Genomic DNA, 15,907 nt, shown 5'->3' with positions numbered 1-15,907 from the left:
CCGTGACGGATTCGCGGAAAGGGGGTGCGTGAGAGTCCGGTGCCGAAATGGCCGACCTGCCTCGCGCCGGTCAACCATGCTGCCTCCTGCCACCGATGTTTGGCAACGGTGCGTCGTTCGTTCACTCCGGATCGTGCCGCTCGGGCATTTCCGCGCTGCCGTCCAAGCAGGACCTGGGAAGATCGACTCTACTGTGCTGTCGTTTTTCTGCAGCCCGATTGGTGACCTTGCGCTCGCCGGTCGGCGTCGGCAGAATCGGCCCGGCGACGGGGCGCCCCGTTGCCTGGAGCACGGCCACCCTTCGAGGCTTCGGTCATCACCGGAACGTGATGAGGGAGCGCGCCGCTAAGGAGCATCCGCATGCCGGAAAAGGAACTCACGCTCGTTGACCGGTGCATTCTCGTCACCCTCATGATCAAGGCAACGCCGCTGCCGCAGACATATTTCACCAATGTGGTGGGGATCAGCATGAAGCCCGACCATCGGCGCCGGCTGCAATCCCTCGGCCTCATCGAGGTCGCCGAGAAGCCCATCACCCTGGAGTTGACCGACGAGGGATGGAAGCGGGCCGCCGAGGAACTGGGAGCGGAGCCGCCGAAGCGCGCCGGGGCTGCCGGCGGCACGCTCTACGTCGCACTGGACTTCCTGCGCCGGTTGATCGACCACTCGGGCACCCGCGCCGACGACCTGTTCCGGTTGCGAATCACCGGTGGCGACGTCGTCTCGGCGGTGACCGCAGCGCCGGCGTCCGACCCCGCACCGGACCGGCAGGCCGACCCGGTCGCGCGGGTACGCCAGACGTACCGGGAACTGGCTGCTGCGCCCGGTGACTACGTCATGCTGTCCGACCTGCGGTCGGCCCTCGACGACCTGTCGCGTGCCGAGGTCGACGCCGCCCTGGTGGAGTTGAACCGGGAGCGGAACGTGCACCTGGTGCCCGAATCGAACCAGAAGGTGCTCCGGCCGGAGGAGCGGGCCGCCGCAGTCAGCATCGGCAACCAGGACAAGCACCTCATCGCCATCTCGTCATGATCGGTGACGAGGAGCGGCGTGCCCTGGCCGCGCTGAGGTTCAACTGGGCCCCCACTCCGGACGACGTCTGGAAGCCGGCCCCGTTCCATGTCGAAGGCCTGCACCACGATGTCGTCAGGACGGTGCTGGACAGCTTCCTGGAGGCGGACGGCAGCGCCGACTCCAGTCCGGTGGGCGTCGCCGTACTCGGCCAGCGGGGCACCGGCAAGACCCACCTCCTCGGCACGGTGCGCCAGGAGGTGCACCGGCGCGGTGGGTTCTTCTTCCTGGTCGCGCTGCTGGAGGCGCGGGCGTTCTGGCACAGCACCGCCATGTCGATGTTGGCGGACTTCGCCCGGCCCATGCCGGACGGGACGACGCAACTGCGGACGTTCCTGCGCCTGCTGGCGGACCTGGTCGGTGCCCCACGGTCGGTCCGCCGGGCGGTCACCGGGGATAGTGAGCTCACCCGCCCCGCACTCGACGCCTTCATCGACCTGGTCCGCAAGGCGAATCGCCAGATCGGAACCGAGTGCCAGGACACGGCCCGAGCGCTCGTGCTCTACGCCGCCGAGGATCCCGCGATGCAGGACGTCGGCTACGACTTCCTCTGCTCCAGTGACGAAGAGGAGCCGGGAACCCGGGCCGGGTGGGGCCTGCGGCGCAGCCGGCGGGCCCCGCAGGAGGTGGTCCGTGATGCGTCCCGACTGCTGGCGATGGTCGGCCCGACGGTGATCGCGGTCGATCAGATCGACCTGATGGTGGCCCAGTCCGTGAAGGCGACCAACCAGGATGTCCGGGGCGAGACCGACTGGCAGACGTCACTGCTGCTGGAGCAGGTGGCCAGTGGGCTGATGGCGTTGCGGGAGACCACCAGGCGGTCGTTGTCCGTCGTGTCCTGCCTCCCGCAGACCTGGCAGAACGTCAAGGAACAGGCCACCGACACGGTCCAGGACCGGTTCCGTGAAGCGGCCCCGCTCAAGGAGATCCCCGCCACCGCGGTGGGACGGGAGCTGGTCGAGAAGCGGTTCGCCGTGATCTTCGACGAACTCGGGTTCCAGCCGCCTTACCCGACCTGGCCCGTTCACCCGTCGGCGTTCGACGAGGTGGTCGGCTTCACCCCTCGCGAACTGCTCCGCCGGATCGACACGCACGTCCGAGCGTGCCTCGCGGCCGACGAGGTACGCGAACTCCGGCACCTGCTGCACGCCACCGCCGACCCCTCGGCCTTTGTGGCCGAGTCGACCTCAACGGTCGGCACGGCGGCAGCCAGCAGCTCGCAGGACCAGCTGAACAAGATCGACGCCAGATATGCCGAACTTGTCGACCGTGCGGATCCCGAGCTCGCCGTCCTTCCCCAGGCCGAGGACGGGACGGTTCCTTCACTGCTGCGAGCCGGGCTGACCGCCTGGATAGCAGAGCAGGGAAGCGCCATCGACGCCTTCAGCCTCGACCCCCTCCCCGTCGGCGGAAAGCCGGCCCTGCACGCGCGACTGCGACACAGCCTCGACGAGGAGAGCGAGGACGAAGAGCACTGGTCGTTCCGGGCGGTTTCCGCGCCTCATCACATCGCCGCGCTCAACCGGATCCGCAACGCCGTCACCACCGCCGGGCTCACCGAGGGAGTCGCCAAGCGTCGGCTGTTCCTGTTGCGCAGCACGCCATGGTCTGCCGGCGCTCGTACCCGTGAAGTGCTGGAGGCGTTCGAGCGGGCTGGCGGCCGGACGCTGCCCTTCTCCGCCGCCGACATCCGTCGACTGGCCGCCCTCGAACAGCTCGTCCACCACTACGGGCTCGAGACCCTGCGCCCGTGGTTCGCCGACCGGCGACCAGCTTCGGAGATCACCTTCCTCAGGGAGGCGCTGGGCGGGCGGTCCGACGCGGCCGAGCCGACACGGCGACCGGGTGGCCCGCCGCGGCCGGAGCCGAGGTCGGCCGTCCCGCCCCAGGCGTCGTTGGCGACGGTGACCGAGGGTGCCCCGATTCCGCCGAGGCCCGGTACCACCGATCCGCGCCCCCCCGCTATTTCGCCGGGGGCCGGACCGGCGGTGCCCGTCGTGAGCGCGCAGCCGGTCGCGGGGATCGATCCTTCGTCGATGCCGCTCGGAACCGTTGCCGGACGGCCGGACCCCCTGCGGATCGATCTCGAGGTACTGCGCCGGCACACGGTCATCTTCGCCGGGTCCGGCTCGGGCAAGACCGTCCTGATCCGTCGCCTGGTCGAGGAGTGCGCGCTGCGCGGAGTCTCGGCTATCGTGCTCGACCCGAACAACGACCTGGCCCGGCTGGGCGAGGCGTGGCCGGCGGCGCCGCAGGGATGGGGGCCGGACGACAGCCGCCTGGCCGAGGCGTACCTCTCCGGCACCGACGTCGTCATCTGGACGCCGGGGCGGCAGAGCGGCCGACCACTCACCTTCCAGCCGCTACCCAGGTTCGCCGAGGTGCTCGACGATCCGGACGGGTTCACCGCCGCGGTGAACGCTGCCGTCGCCACGCTCGCCCCGCACGCGCGGGTGGACGGTGGCACGGACAAGGCGCGACTGGGGCGGGCCGTGCTGCGGGAGGCGTTGATCAGCTACGCGCGCACCGGTGCCAACGACCTTCGCGAGTTCACCGAGGTGCTCAACGACCTGCCGGACGGGGTGAGCCAGATCGACAGCGCACCCAAGCTGGGGGCGGCCATGTCGCAACTGCTCAAGGCCGCACTGATCAACGATCCGTTGTTCGGCGGCGTCGGTACTCCCGTCGACCCCGGGGAACTGTTTACCCCGGGTCCCGGTCGACGCGCCCGGGTGTCCGTGATCAGCTTCGTGGGGCTGCCCGAGGACCACCAGCGGCAGAGTTTCGTCAACCAGCTGCAGCTCGCCCTGTTCACCTGGATCAAGCGTCATCCCGCCGGGGATCGGCCACTTGGTGGGCTCTTCGTGATGGACGAGGCGCAGACTCTCGCTCCCTCCGGCGCTGTCACCGCCTGCACCCAGAGCACCTTGGCGTTGACCTCCCAGGCCCGCAAATACGGGCTGGGCCTGGTTTTCGCCACCCAGGCGCCGAAGGCGTTGCACAACCAGATCCCTGGCAACGCGGCCACCCAGCTCTTCGGTCTGCTGACCGCGCCGGTGCAGATCGAGGCAGCCCGTGAGGTCGCCAGGGCGAAGGGTACCGACATCCCGGATGTCGGCAAGATGCGTACGGGACAGTTCTACACCGGGGTGGAGGGTGCCCGATTCGTGAAGATGCAGGCCGCGATGTGCTTGACCCACCATCCTCGTAGTCCGCTGACCACGGAGGAAGTCGTCCAGCGAGCGGCCGCACCCACGCCGGCCGGGGCTTGACGCGGCACCCTCACCACGCCGTGGGTGGGAAGCCCTCCCCACTCGTACGCTGTCGTTCATGGGTGCCGCTAGGACGGGTCGACCGGTCCACCGTGAGCGGGCTGACCGCCTCACACTGGTCGATCGTTGGCAGCACTTCGTCCTGAACCAACCGGTCCTCGTTAGTTCCGGCGAAATCATCTGGGTGGAGGACGGCCGCCTTCTGGTGCAGCGGAACCGGGGCAGTCGAAACCTGTCCCGGCGTGGCGAACCGCTGACTCGGGCCCATCGGCCGCAGCGTCGCGTAGGTCCTGTGGTGTCGGCCCGGACGACTCCGGCCCTCAGCCGCTGCTCCTGGCGCTCGGCCCGGGTGCGGCGGCCACAGCCGTCTCGTCGGTGGCGGAGTCGGTCGGCTGCCGTCGCCGGGTGAGCACCAGCAACCCGGTCAGCAGCAGCACGAGGCACAGCGGCGCGAGCAGGAGGAATGACCGCCAGATCGGCCACACCGGCTCGACGAGCCCGTTCGTGGCCAGATCCGTCCAGGTGAGGGCCGCCCCCGGGAGCAGGGCGACCGTCACCAGCGTGCCCACCAGCCGGGGTACGGGTGGCCGCCGCCGCGCCGCCAGCCACAACAGCCCGGCACCGGCGGCGGCACCCAGCAGAGTGCCGGTGAGCGTGATGGTGAGGAATCCGTCCGGCGGGGCCGGCGTGACGTGCAACGTCGACCCGGTCGGCCGGTGGGTGAGCGTGACCAGCAGACCGTCCACCTCGACCCGCCGGCCGTCGCACGGGTCGCCCGGCTCGCCTCGGCGGCCCGGCCAGCCCCGCGCTTCGGCGTTACGGCGGAGCTGGTCCGAGAGTGTGCAGTCGGCACGGTCGCCGTAGTGGAACTGCGTGTAACGGGAGCCGAAGTCGTCGGCGGCCAGGAAGACGCCGTACCGGAAGGCGTGCACGTCGACCGAGCCGTTGGGCCGGGCCGCGGGGAGCAGTTCCGTCGCCGCGCGCTGAGCCTGTTCGTAGCTCATCGGTGCGGCACCGCGGCCGCCGTACCAGGAGCCGACGCTCAGGCCGACCGTGCCCAGCAGCACTGCGCCCAGCAGCAGCATCGCGACCTGCCACACCCGATCTCGCACGAGCACCCCTTCCACAGTGCGGCACAGCGTAGTTCCCGCGACCGGCCCATGGTGCCCCGCGCCCCGAACGGCGCGGGGGTCAGTACGCGAGTTCCACCGGGCGCCCCAGCAGCGCGGCCCCGTTGTTGCCGAGCCAGCCCTCGGCCGCCGCGGCGTGCTGCGCGAAGGTGTGGATGTCCCGGAACCGGCGCTGGACGGGCGAGTCGTCGCGGGCCGCGCCGCCGCCGGCCGCCCGGTAGCAGGTGTCGACGGCGGCGACGGCCAGTTCGGTCACCCGGGGCAGCGACGCGGAGATGGTGGGGTGCAGCCGGGCGACCGCCGCCGGGTCGTCCGCGCAGGCCGCCCAGAGCTCGTCGGCGAGGGCGTGCACCAGGGCCCGGGCGGCCCGGACGTCGAGGTCGGCTCGGCCGAGCTGGATCCGGAACGCGGGCGAGTCGGCCAGCGGCTGCCGGGCGTACAGGCGCTGGCGCCCGTCGCCGAGCAGGGCGGTCAGGTCGTCCAGCGCGCCCTGCGCGATGCCGACCGCGACCGCTCCGAGGTGCAGCACGAACTGCACCAGCGGCGCGACGAACCCGGGGCCGGGGACGCACGGCGTGCCGGCGAACAGGTCGAAGCTCTCCTCGGCCGGGCAGAACGTCGGCTCGATCAGCACGTCGTGGCTGCCGGTGCCGCGCAGGCCGAGCGCGTGCCAGGTGTCCGGCACGGTCACCCGGTCGGCCGGGAAGAGCATCGAGCGGGTCTCCGGCGGCCGGCCGGCGGACCCGGGCAACGGCTGGCCGTCCCAGGTGAGCAGGCAGTTGCCGAAGATCCAGTCGGCGTGCCGGGAACCGCTGGCGAAGGCCCACCGGCCGCTGACCTGGTAGCCGCCGTCGGCCAGTTCCGCCCGCCCCTGCGGGGCGAAGCCGCCGGCCACCACGACGTCCGGCCCGGCGGCGTAGATCTTGTCGAAGCGTTCCCGGGAGAGCATCGCCAGCAGGTGCGGGGTCTCCGCGCCGATCATCACCGTCCAGCCGGTCGCGCCGTCGGCCCGGGCGAGGGTCTCCAGCACGGTCAGGCCGGTGCGCAGGTCCGCCTCGTACCCGCCGTGGCTGCGCGGGACGAACATCCGGAAGCAGCCGGCCGCGCGGAGCCGGTCGAGCAGGTCGGCCGGCAGGTCCCGGGCCCGCTCGATCTCCGCGGCCCGCGCGGTCAGCTCCGGCGTGAGTTCGCGTACGGCGTGGAGCAGGTCGGTGCGGTGCTGGTCGTCCATCGGAGGTCCTCCCGGTCGGCGTGGTGACCCCGACGGTGCGGGGCCCACCGTCCCGGTCGCCAGGGACACCGGCACCGACCGGTCGGGACGCGCGCCGGAGGCCGACCGGCCGATGCCGGCACGACCGCCCGGGTGGCCGGGACGCCCCGCACCATGCGCCCGGGACGCCGGGACGGCGACGCTTCGCCTCGCGGCGTTCCGCCGTGCCCGTCCTCGCCGGTTCGCCGTTCCGGTCCTCGCCGGTTCGCCGTGCCCTCTTTCCCAGGAGGAACCCATGTCCGTGCCGACCAGCGCCACGTTCGACGCCACCACCGCCACGCCTGTCCCGGCCGTCCGCCGGAGGCGTGCCTGGGCGGTCGCCGGAGCAGTGGCGGGGCTCACCGGCATCGCCCTGTTCCAGCTCAATCCGGAGCTGACCAGTGTGGACCGCTCGCTCATCGCCGACAACGCCCGCTACGTCGCGGCGATGGACGGCCGGGAGGCGTACGTCTGGGTCTTCCAGGTGCTGTCCACCCTGGCCGCCGGCTGCCTGGCGGTCTTCGCGGCCGGGCTGCGGCGGCGGCTGGCCGCGCGGGAGCCGGCCGGCGCCCTGCTGCCGGAGGCCGCAGCCGGGGGCCTGTTGCTGACGGCGGCGCTGCTGCTGGTCGGCGGCGGGGTCTCCACCGAGCTGTACTGGGACCTGCTGCACCTGTCGGAGACCGACCCGGACACGGTGGCGGCGCTGGCGACCGGCTACGGCACCTTTCCGTGGGTGTGGGCCGGCACCGGGCTCAGCGCCGGGGCCGTCGCCGTCGCCGGTTTGCGCCGCCGTTCGGTCAGCCGGTGGCTCGCCGGGTTCAGCCTGCTGATGGCGCTGCTGATCGGGGTCACCCAGGTGGTGCCGCTGCAATACCTGGCGCTCGCGCCGGCCGCGCTCTGGGCGAGTGTCGCCGGACTGACATTCGCGCTGGAACGGCGGGGTCTCGGCAACTGACCCGCCGGCTGCCAGGATCAGGCCATGCCCGCCGACCCGACCACGGTGGCACCGGGCCGGGCGGTGACCGGCGGCGACCGTCGCCGCCCGGTCGCCGCCCGGCTGGTCGCCGTCGCCTGCGCGCTGCTGCTCACCGGTACGGTGACCTGCTGGTTCCTGGCCCGCCGGCCGTGGGGCCTGTCGCAGCTCTACTTCCTCGTCGACCTCACCGACTGCGCGGTCTACGGCGCGGTCGCCTGGCTGGTCCTGCTGCGCCGGGGGCACCCGGTGGCGTGGCTGCTCGCCGCCACCGGCGTCGGCGGTGGGCTCTCCGCCCTCGGCGCCCAGTACGCCGACCTGCTCACCGTGCACCCCGACCTGCCGCACCTCGGCCTGCTCACCACGGCCCGGCACTGGGGCTGGATCCCGGGCATGCTCTCGCTCATCGTGGTGCTGCCCTGGCTGGTCCGGGAGGGGCGGCTGCCCGTCCCCGCCCGGGTGGCGGTCGGGGCGGGTGCGCTGCTGGTCGCGGTGATCGAGACGTACCACCTGACCTGGCCCGGCACCCCGGCCCGCCCGTCCGGGGCGCCGCTGGCCGTCGAGAGCGCGGCCTGGGCGGAGTTCGTGGTGCGGACCGAGCCGGTGCTGTTCCTGGCGGTGCCGGTGCTCGGGCTGCTGGCCGCCGCCGGGGTGGCCCGCCGCTGGCGGACCGGTCCGGCGGCCGAACGGATCGGGCTGGGCTGGTTGGCGGTCGGCACCGCGCTGCTGGCGTTGAGCTTCGCGCCGGTCGGCTTCCCCGCCGACTGGGCCCGGCACGTCCCCGACTGGCTCGCCCCGACCGCGATGCTCGCCTCGCAGGCGTTCTTCCCGGCGGCGGTGCTGGCCGTCGTGCTCCGGCAACGGCTCTGGGGCATCGAGATCGCGGTCCGCCGTACGCTGGTCTGGTTCCTGCTGACGTTCCTGCTGGTCGCCGCTTACGTGCTCGGGGTGAGCGTGCTGGACGCGCTGCTGCCGTCGACGCCGGCCGTGCCCGGGGTGCTGGTCACCGCCGTGGTGGCGATCGGTATCCATCCCGTGCGGGCCCGGGTGCAACGGGGCGTCGACCGGCTGATCCATGGCGCGGCCGTCGAGCCGCTCGGCGTGGTACGCGGGGTCGGGCACCGGATCAGCGCCGCCGAGGACCCCGCCGACGTGCTCACCGGGGTGGCGCAGAGCCTCACCGACCTGCTCCGGCTCGGCGGCTGCGACATCGAGCTGGACGGCCCGGAGCCGGGCACCGCCCACCGCGCCCCGACCGGGCCGGTGGGGGCGCCGCTGGTGCTGCCGCTGCGGTGGGGGGAGCGGGAGGTGGGTCGGCTGGTCGCCTGGGCGCGGGCCGGGGAGCGGCTGGACGGGCGTACCCGGGCGGCGCTGGTGGATCTGGTGCCGCTGGTCTCCTCGGCGGCCGGCCTGGCGACGTCACCGGTCGGGCGCTCGCCGCCTCGCGGGGCTGGCGCAGGCGCGCGAGGAGGAGCGCCGCAAGCTGCGCCGTGACCTGCACGACGGGCTCGGCCCGGCGCTGGCCGGGGTGGCGCTCGGCCTCCAAGCGGCCCGTAACCTGCTGACCGTGGACCCCGAGGCGGCCGGGCAGCTGTTGGACCGGCTGCGGGCGGAGACCGACCAGCGGGTCGAGCACGTCCGGGACCTGGCGCGGGGCCTGCTCCCGCCGGTGCTCGGCGAGCGCGGCCTGGCCCCGGCGCTGCACGAGCTGGCCCACCGCTACGCCACCTCCGGGCTGGCCGTCGAGGTGGCGGCGGTACCGCTGGCGCTGCCCGAACCGGTCGCCACGGCGCTCTACGGCATCGTCTCCGAGGCGGTACGCAACGCGCAGCGGCACTCCGGCGCGGTGACCTGCCGGGTGAGCGTGGACCGGGGCCCGGAGGGTCTCGTCGTACGGGTGGTGGACGACGGTCGAGGAGTGCCGGCGGGAACCCCCGCCGGGGTGGGGATGCAGTCGATGCGGGAACGGGCCGAGGGGATCGGCGGGGGGTGCCTGGTCGGGCCCGGTGCGGACGGCGGCACGGCGGTCGTCGTCCGGGTGCCCGCGGACCGGCTGCCGCCCGACCCGCTGCCGGAAGTGCCTGTGGCGTCGACCGTGCCGGCGCCGGCCGGGTCGGTGGGGGTGGGGTCGTGAGCGGCGAGCCGATCCGGGTGGCGGTGGTCGACGACCATCCGGTGTTCCGGCTGGGCATGACCGCGCTGCTCGCCTCCACCCCCGGCCTGGTGGTGGTCGGTGAGGCGGCCGACGCGGACGGCGCGCTGCGGGTGGCCGCCCTGCACCGGCCGGACGTGATCATCATGGATCTGCACTTGGGCGGACGCTCCGGCGTCGAGGCGACCCGGGAGATCGTCGCCGGGCACCCGGGGATCGGGGTGCTGGTGGTGACCATGCTGGACGACGACGACTGGGTGTTCGCGGCGCTGCGGGCCGGCGCGCGCGGCTATCTGCTCAAGGGCGCCGCGCCGGCCGAGGTGGAACGGGCGGTGCGCGCGGTCGCCAACGGTGAGGTGCTGCTCGGCCCGCTGATCGCCAGCCGGGCGGTGAGCTTCCTGTCCGGTGCGCGGGGGCTCGGGGCGACGCCCTTCCCCGAGCTGACCGACCGCGAGCGGGAGGTGCTGGACCTGGTCGCGCAGGGGTTGAGCAACCTGGTGATCGCCCGCCGGTTGACGTTGAGCCCGAAGACGGTCCGCAACCACCTGTCCAACGTGCTCACCAAGCTCCAGGTCGCCGACCGGAGCCAGGCCATCGTCCGGGCCCGGGAGGCGGGCCTCGGCCAGCCCTGACCGCCGGGCGGGCGGTCCGCCGGTCAGCGCGCGGGCGGCTCTCGGTCCAGGCGTTCGGCGTACGCGTCGCGCAGCTCGGCCCAGCCGAACTCCTTCGCCTCGGCGCCCCGGATCGGGCCGACCGGGTGGCCGGCGAGCAGGTGGTCGGCGACGTCGAGGCAGAGGTGCCAGCCGGCGGCCACCATCGGGGCGAGACCCGGATCGCCGATCCGCTGCCGCAGGGTCAGCCGGGTGCCGTCGCCCGCCGGGGCGAGTTCCCAGCGCAGCAGGGCGTCGCCCCAGGTGTACTCCAGCAGCGTCGGCCGTGCGGCGTGGCGTACGGTCGCCGGCTGGTCGGAGGTCCGGTCGCCGTCGACGGTGTTGAGCGTGGTGTCGCCCGGCGTGCCGAGGTCGCGGCCGGCGAGGAAGGGAGCCCACCGGGCCAGCTGGTCCGGCTCGGTCAGCGCCGCCCACACCTTCTCCGGCGGGTGCCGCAGGTCGCGGACGAAGACCAGGTCCCAGCCCGGCTCGGTGGTGACCTCGGCGAGCGGGCCGGGGCGGAAACTGTCGCGGTCCATGTCACTCCTGACTGTCGAGATGGCGCTCCAGGGCGTCGAGGTGGTCGGTCCAGAGCCGACGGTACGGTCCGAGCCAGTCGTCGACGGCCCGCAACGGGCGGACGTCGAGGCGATAGATGCGCTGCTGGGCGGCGGTGCGGCAGGTGACGAAGCCGGCCTCGCGGAGCACCTTGAGGTGCTTGGAGACAGCCGGCTGGCTCATCCCCAGCGCGTCGACCAGCTCGCCGACGCTGCTCTCGGCGCGGCGCAGCCGCTCCAGGATGCGGCGCCGGGTCGGCTCGGCCAGCACGGTGAAGGCGTCGACGGACACCACCCCAATATGCCTCTTCGCTCATATGCCCGTCAAGAAATACGACGAGTTGTGCCGGGCGACGACCGGGGCCCCTCCCTATGCTCGGGGCATGGAACTGCGGATCTTCACCGAACCTCAGCAGGGCGCGAGCTACGACCAGCTGCTCGCCGTGGCCCGCTGCGCCGAGGACGCCGGTTACGGCGCGTTCTTCCGGTCCGACCACTACCTGAAGATGGGCTCGGTGAGCGGCGACCCGGGGCCGACCGACGCCTGGACCACCCTCGCCGGCCTGGCCCGGGACACCTCCCGGATCCGGCTGGGCACCCTGATGACCGCGGCCACCTTCCGGCTGCCCGGCCCGCTCGCGATCACCGTCGCGCAGGTCGACCAGATGAGCGGGGGCCGGGTCGAGCTGGGCATCGGCACCGGTTGGTACGCGGAGGAGCACAGCGCGTACGGGATCCCGTTCCCGGCACTGGGGGAGCGCTTCGACCGGCTGGAGGAGCAGCTCGCCGTCATCACCGGGCTCTGGGAGACGCCGGTCGGCCAGACGTTCGACTTCGCCGGGACGTACTACCCGGTCAGCGACTCGCCCGCGCTGCCCAAGCCGGTCCAGCAGCCCCGGCCGCCGATCCTGCTCGGCGGCATGGGCCCGAAGCGGACCCCGCGACTGGCCGCCCGCTGGGCCGACGAGTTCAACCTGCCGTTCGCCTCGGTGGCGGACTCCGCGGCACAGTTCGAGCGGGTGAAGGCCGCCTGCGCCGAGGCCGGCCGGGACCCGTCCGGGCTGGTCTGGTCCAACGCGCTGGTGCTCTGCGCCGGCCGCGACGAGGCGGAGATCGCCCGGCGGGCCGCCGCGATCGGCCGGGAGCCGGCCGAGCTACGGGAGAACGGCCTGGCCGGCACGCCCGCCGAGATCGTCGACAAGCTCGGCCGGTACGCCGCCATCGGCAGCGGACGGGTCTATCTCCAGGTGCTCGACCTGGCCGACCTGGACCACGTCGAACTGGTCGCCGCCGAGGTCATGCCCCAGCTCTAGCGCTCAGCGGGTCGGGCGGCCGGGCGCGCGCAGCACCGTGTCCAGCCGCCCGTCCCGGTCGCTGTCCAGATAGGTGATGTCCGGTACGCCGTCGCCGTCCACGTCGATCTGCACCACGTCGGCGATCCCGTCGCCGTCCAGGTCGGTCACCACCTCGGTGGAGCCGTCCAGGTGGTGGGTGACGATCGAGTGCGACCCGCCGTCGGTGACCCGGGGCGGCGGGACCGGCGCGGGCACCGGGTCGCCGGGGTACGCCGGATCGGGTCCCATCCCGGTCGGGTCGATCTCCTCCTCGGACGGGTACACGTCGCCGCGCGGGGCGGGGTCGCGATAGCTGCTCATCGGCGTATGGTTCCCCACCGGCGCACCGGGCAACCGTGGCCGATCGACCGGCGCCACCCCGTGCCGCCGCCTGAGACCGGAGGTCAGCCGAGTGACCGACACCCCCGCCGCCCGGAACTGGGCCGGCAACATCCACTACGCCGCCCGCCGTCGGCACGCCCCGACAGGCGTCGACGAGCTGCGCCGGCTCGTCGCCGGCAGCGACCGGGTCCGGGCCGTCGGCACCGGGCACTCCTTCAACCGGCTCGGCGACACCACCGGCGACCTGGTCTCCGTCGCCGCGCTGCCGCCCGTGGTGGAGCTGGACCCCGACCGAGGCACGGTCACCGTCGCCGCCGGGCTGCGCTACGGCGACGTCGCCACCCGCCTGCACACCCAGGGGTACGCGCTGGCCGCCCTCGCCTCGCTGCCGCACATCTCGGTGGCCGGCGCGGTCGCCACCGGCACCCACGGCTCGGGCGACGCCACCGGCAACCTGGCCACCGCCGTCGCCGGCCTGGAACTGGTCACCGCCGACGGCGAGCTGCTGACCGTGGACCGGACCGACGACCGGTTCGCCGGGATGGTGGTGAGCCTCGGCGCGCTGGGCGTGGTGACCCGGGTCACCCTCGACGTGGTGCCGACCTTCGACATCCGGCAGTACGTCCGGCTCGACCTCGACCGGGCCGACCTCGACGCGGCCTTCGCCTCGGCGTACAGCGTCAGCGCCTTCACCGACTGGCGGTCCGGGCGGATCCGGGAGGTGTGGCGCAAGCAGCGCGCCGAGCAGGCCCCGCCCCCGGCCGACTGGCTCGGCACCACCCCCGCCCACGGTCCCTGCCACCCGGTGGCCGGGATGCCGGCGGAGAACTGCACCGCGCAGCTCGGTGAGCCCGGGCCGTGGCACGAGCGGCTGCCGCACTTCCGGCTCGGCTTCACCCCGAGCAGCGGCGACGAACTCCAGTCGGAATACCACCTGCCCCGGGAGGTGGCGGGCGAGGCACTGGCCGCCCTGGACCCGGTGGCCGACCGGATCGCGGCGGTGCTCCAGGTCTGCGAGCTGCGTACGGTCGCCGCCGACGGGCTGTGGCTGAGCCCCAACCACGGGCGGGACAGCCTGGCCGTCCACTTCACCTGGATCGGCGACGGCGCGGCGGTGGCCCCGGTCGTCGCCGAGGTGGAGCAGCGCCTCGCCCCGTACGCCCCGCGCCCGCACTGGGGCAAGGTCTTCGGGCTGGACCCGGCGGCGGTGGCCGCCGCGTACCCCCGGCACGGCGACTTCCTGGCGCTGCTGCGCGACCTCGACCCGGTGGGGAAGTTCCGCACCGCGGAGCTGGACCGCTACTTCCCCCGCTGACCGGTCAGTGCCGGTCGGTGGCCAGCTGGTCGCGGAGGCTGCCGCGCTGCACCGCCCGGCTGATGTCGCTCGGCGACACGATGCCGACCAGCCGCTGGTCGACCACCACCAGCGCCCGGCCGTCCGCGCACTCGCTGAGCCGGGGCAGCAGCTCGTTCAGCGACTCGTCGGGCCGGGCCAGCACCAGCTCCTCGGCCCGGCACGAGACCTCCGCCAGGGTGGTCGACGGCCGCCGGTCGGCGGGGATGCCCCGCACCCGGTCCAGGGTGACCAGGCCGACCGGCCGCCCCTCGTCGGTCAGCGGCAACGCCGAGTGCCGGTACGCGAAGAGGTAGTGGTCGACGAAGTCCGCCACGGTCATCTCGCCGGAGGCGGTCTGCGGCTGCGGGGTCATCACGTCGGCGACCCGTACGCCGCGCAGCGCGCTGCCCATCCGCGCCTGCCGCTCCTCCATGCCGGCCGCGCCGATCAGGAACCAGCCGATCAGCGCCAGCCACAGCCCGCCCACCCCGGCCCCGGCGATGAACTGCCACAGTCCCAGCCCGATCAGCAGCGCGCCGAGCACCCAGCCGGCCCGGGCCGCCACCACCGACGCCTTCGTCCGGTCACCGGTCGCCTTCCACACGGCGGCGCGCAGCAGCCGCCCGCCGTCCAGCGGGGCGGCGGGCAGGACGTTGAAGACCGCGAGCAGGATGTTGATGCCGGCCAGCCAGGCCAGCGAGCCCAGCAGCAGCCCGTGCACGCCGGCCAGGGTGAGCAGCACCGCGATGCCGCCGAAGAAGAACCCGATGATCAGGCTGACCAGCGGCCCGATCCCGGCGATGCGCAGCTCCGCGCCCGGGTCGCGGGCCTCGCCCTTCAGCTCGGAGACACCGCCGAAGAGCCAGAGCGTGATCCCCTCGACGCCGATGCCGTTGCGCTTCGCGACCACCGCGTGGGCCACCTCGTGGGCCAGCAGGCCGAGGAAGAAGACCACCGCGGCGGCCAGCCCGGCCAGCACGTACGCCCAGGTGGGCCGGTCAGGGTAGGCGCGGGGGAACTGGTTGGCGGCGAGCGCCCAGGCGATCAGCAGGAAGATGACCAGGACACTCCAATTGACCCCGACCGGTACGCCCGCGATCCGGCCAAGCCGGAAGCTCGCCCTCATGCCCTCGTCATACCCGCGCCACGCCCCGACATGCCAGGGCCGTAGGGACTGGTCAGTCAGCGGTACCGGCGGGGACGACCCAGGTGGTGGGCTGACCGGTGATCGCAGTGATCATGTCGTAGTCGCCGTCGTAGTGCAGCACCGTGACCCCGTGCCGCTCGGCTGTCGCGGCGATCAGCAGGTCAGCCATGGACAGGGCGCGATGGTTGCCCTTGTGCAGAGCCTGCACCTGGACGTCGATGGCCCGATCCCAGATGTCGTCGGGCATCGCCAACCAGTCGAAGCCGCGTAACAGCCAGCGGGCGCGCTGGGCGTTTTTCGCCGTCCGGGCGCTGTGGATCACCTCGACCTCGACCGCGCCGCAGACCGCCAGCAGGCCACGGTCGGACAGTTCGTCGAGGACCGGCGCGACGGTCGGCTTCGGCCAGCGGGCGAGTGCCGACTTGTCGAGCAGGTAACGCTCCCGGCTCACGCGGCGTCCGACTCCGCCGCCTCGGCCGGATCGGTCAGGTCGGGCAGGCCGCCGCTCTTGAGCCAGTCGGCGAACTCCCGCCGCTTCTCCCGGTTGACGGCGGCTTGGAGAGCGGCGTTGACGGTGGCCTTCTTCGTTGTGGTGCCGAAGATCTTCGCGGCCTCGGCGAGCAGTTCGTCATCGACGTCGAGGATGGTCCGGGACACGTCCAACGCCTCCTCAGCCTGGTCCGTTATCAGCCGA

Annotated in this window: 16 protein-coding genes; 8 read left to right on the top strand and 8 right to left on the bottom strand. The window is 73.4% G+C overall.

Translation table 11 applies throughout. The features are described 5' to 3' along the window. Nucleotides 1-360 precede the first annotated feature (360 nt). Together MRQ36_RS05640 and MRQ36_RS05635 are read left to right on the top strand one after the other, a co-directional pair. On the top strand, nucleotides 361-1,032 hold the full coding sequence (locus MRQ36_RS05640; protein ID WP_242793452.1) for a hypothetical protein: 672 nt from the start codon (nucleotides 361-363) through the stop codon (nucleotides 1,030-1,032). Next, complete coding sequence (locus MRQ36_RS05635) at nucleotides 1,029-4,343, top strand: ATP-binding protein (protein WP_242793450.1); 3,315 nt, start codon at nucleotides 1,029-1,031, stop codon at nucleotides 4,341-4,343. Before MRQ36_RS05640 ends, MRQ36_RS05635 begins: the two co-directional genes overlap by 4 nt. A gap of 320 nt (nucleotides 4,344-4,663) precedes the next feature. On the opposite strand, the gene MRQ36_RS05630 is transcribed toward MRQ36_RS05635, so the two are convergent. Together MRQ36_RS05630 and MRQ36_RS05625 are read right to left on the bottom strand one after the other, a co-directional pair. Further along, nucleotides 4,664-5,455, bottom strand: a complete 792-nt coding sequence (locus MRQ36_RS05630) for a hypothetical protein (RefSeq protein WP_242793448.1) — start codon at nucleotides 5,453-5,455, stop codon at nucleotides 4,664-4,666. A gap of 79 nt (nucleotides 5,456-5,534) precedes the next feature. After that, nucleotides 5,535-6,704 carry an acyl-CoA dehydrogenase family protein gene (locus MRQ36_RS05625; RefSeq protein WP_242793446.1) on the bottom strand — a complete coding sequence of 390 codons (1,170 nt, stop codon included), beginning with the start codon at nucleotides 6,702-6,704 and terminating at the stop codon, nucleotides 5,535-5,537. A gap of 274 nt (nucleotides 6,705-6,978) precedes the next feature. Here MRQ36_RS05625 and MRQ36_RS05620 point away from each other — a divergent pair, with 274 nt between their 5' ends. Genes MRQ36_RS05620 through MRQ36_RS33835 form a run of 4 tightly spaced genes read left to right on the top strand, consistent with a single transcriptional unit; the run spans nucleotide 6,979 to nucleotide 10,479 of the window. Next, a complete protein-coding gene (locus MRQ36_RS05620; protein ID WP_242793444.1) occupies nucleotides 6,979-7,677 on the top strand; it encodes a hypothetical protein in 699 nt (232 codons plus the stop codon). 24 nt (nucleotides 7,678-7,701) lie between these two features. Further along, entirely contained in the window at nucleotides 7,702-9,189 is a 1,488-nt protein-coding gene (locus tag MRQ36_RS05615) for a hypothetical protein (protein WP_242793442.1), read from the top strand. Nucleotides 9,190-9,223: 34 nt separating this feature from the next. Further along, nucleotides 9,224-9,829 (top strand): sensor histidine kinase, encoded by a 606-nt coding sequence (locus MRQ36_RS05610; protein WP_242793440.1) that lies wholly within the window; start codon nucleotides 9,224-9,226, stop codon nucleotides 9,827-9,829. Next, entirely contained in the window at nucleotides 9,826-10,479 is a 654-nt protein-coding gene (locus MRQ36_RS33835) for a response regulator transcription factor (RefSeq protein ID WP_242793437.1), read from the top strand. The genes MRQ36_RS05610 and MRQ36_RS33835 overlap by 4 nt, the downstream gene beginning before the upstream one ends. A gap of 23 nt (nucleotides 10,480-10,502) precedes the next feature. Here the strand turns inward: MRQ36_RS33835 and MRQ36_RS05600 are convergent, their stop codons facing one another. After that, nucleotides 10,503-11,036 carry an SRPBCC family protein gene (locus MRQ36_RS05600; protein WP_242793436.1) on the bottom strand — a complete coding sequence of 178 codons (534 nt, stop codon included), beginning with the start codon at nucleotides 11,034-11,036 and terminating at the stop codon, nucleotides 10,503-10,505. 1 nt (nucleotide 11,037) lies between these two features. Further along, on the bottom strand, nucleotides 11,038-11,346 hold the full coding sequence (locus MRQ36_RS05595; protein ID WP_242793434.1) for a helix-turn-helix transcriptional regulator: 309 nt from the start codon (nucleotides 11,344-11,346) through the stop codon (nucleotides 11,038-11,040). A gap of 91 nt (nucleotides 11,347-11,437) precedes the next feature. Here MRQ36_RS05595 and MRQ36_RS05590 point away from each other — a divergent pair, with 91 nt between their 5' ends. Then, nucleotides 11,438-12,367 carry an LLM class F420-dependent oxidoreductase gene (locus tag MRQ36_RS05590; protein WP_242793426.1) on the top strand — a complete coding sequence of 310 codons (930 nt, stop codon included), beginning with the start codon at nucleotides 11,438-11,440 and terminating at the stop codon, nucleotides 12,365-12,367. Nucleotides 12,368-12,370: 3 nt separating this feature from the next. Here the strand turns inward: MRQ36_RS05590 and MRQ36_RS05585 are convergent, their stop codons facing one another. Then, nucleotides 12,371-12,709 (bottom strand): hypothetical protein, encoded by a 339-nt coding sequence (locus MRQ36_RS05585; RefSeq protein WP_242793424.1) that lies wholly within the window; start codon nucleotides 12,707-12,709, stop codon nucleotides 12,371-12,373. Nucleotides 12,710-12,800: 91 nt separating this feature from the next. Between MRQ36_RS05585 and MRQ36_RS05580 the strand changes: the two genes are divergently transcribed. Continuing rightward, the gene (locus MRQ36_RS05580) at nucleotides 12,801-14,045 is read left to right on the top strand and encodes an FAD-binding protein (RefSeq protein WP_242793422.1); all 1,245 of its coding nucleotides are present in this window, start codon (nucleotides 12,801-12,803) and stop codon (nucleotides 14,043-14,045) included. 4 nt (nucleotides 14,046-14,049) lie between these two features. On the opposite strand, the gene MRQ36_RS05575 is transcribed toward MRQ36_RS05580, so the two are convergent. From MRQ36_RS05575 to MRQ36_RS05565, 3 genes are read right to left on the bottom strand one after another with little or no spacing between them, the layout of a single operon-like run. Then, nucleotides 14,050-15,192, bottom strand: coding sequence for a site-2 protease family protein (locus tag MRQ36_RS05575; RefSeq protein WP_242793419.1), 1,143 nt, complete (start codon nucleotides 15,190-15,192; stop codon nucleotides 14,050-14,052). A gap of 52 nt (nucleotides 15,193-15,244) precedes the next feature. After that, on the bottom strand, nucleotides 15,245-15,664 hold the full coding sequence (locus MRQ36_RS05570) for a PIN domain nuclease (protein ID WP_242793417.1): 420 nt from the start codon (nucleotides 15,662-15,664) through the stop codon (nucleotides 15,245-15,247). Then, nucleotides 15,661-15,870: a type II toxin-antitoxin system VapB family antitoxin gene (locus MRQ36_RS05565; RefSeq protein ID WP_242793415.1), complete on the bottom strand. Its 210-nt coding sequence runs from the start codon at nucleotides 15,868-15,870 to the stop codon at nucleotides 15,661-15,663. Before MRQ36_RS05565 ends, MRQ36_RS05570 begins: the two co-directional genes overlap by 4 nt. Between the last annotated feature and the right edge of the window lie 37 nt (nucleotides 15,871-15,907).

The organism is Micromonospora sp. R77, assembly GCF_022747945.1.
Taxonomy (GTDB): domain Bacteria; phylum Actinomycetota; class Actinomycetes; order Mycobacteriales; family Micromonosporaceae; genus Micromonospora.
This window is presented reverse-complemented; position numbering and strand designations above follow the sequence as displayed.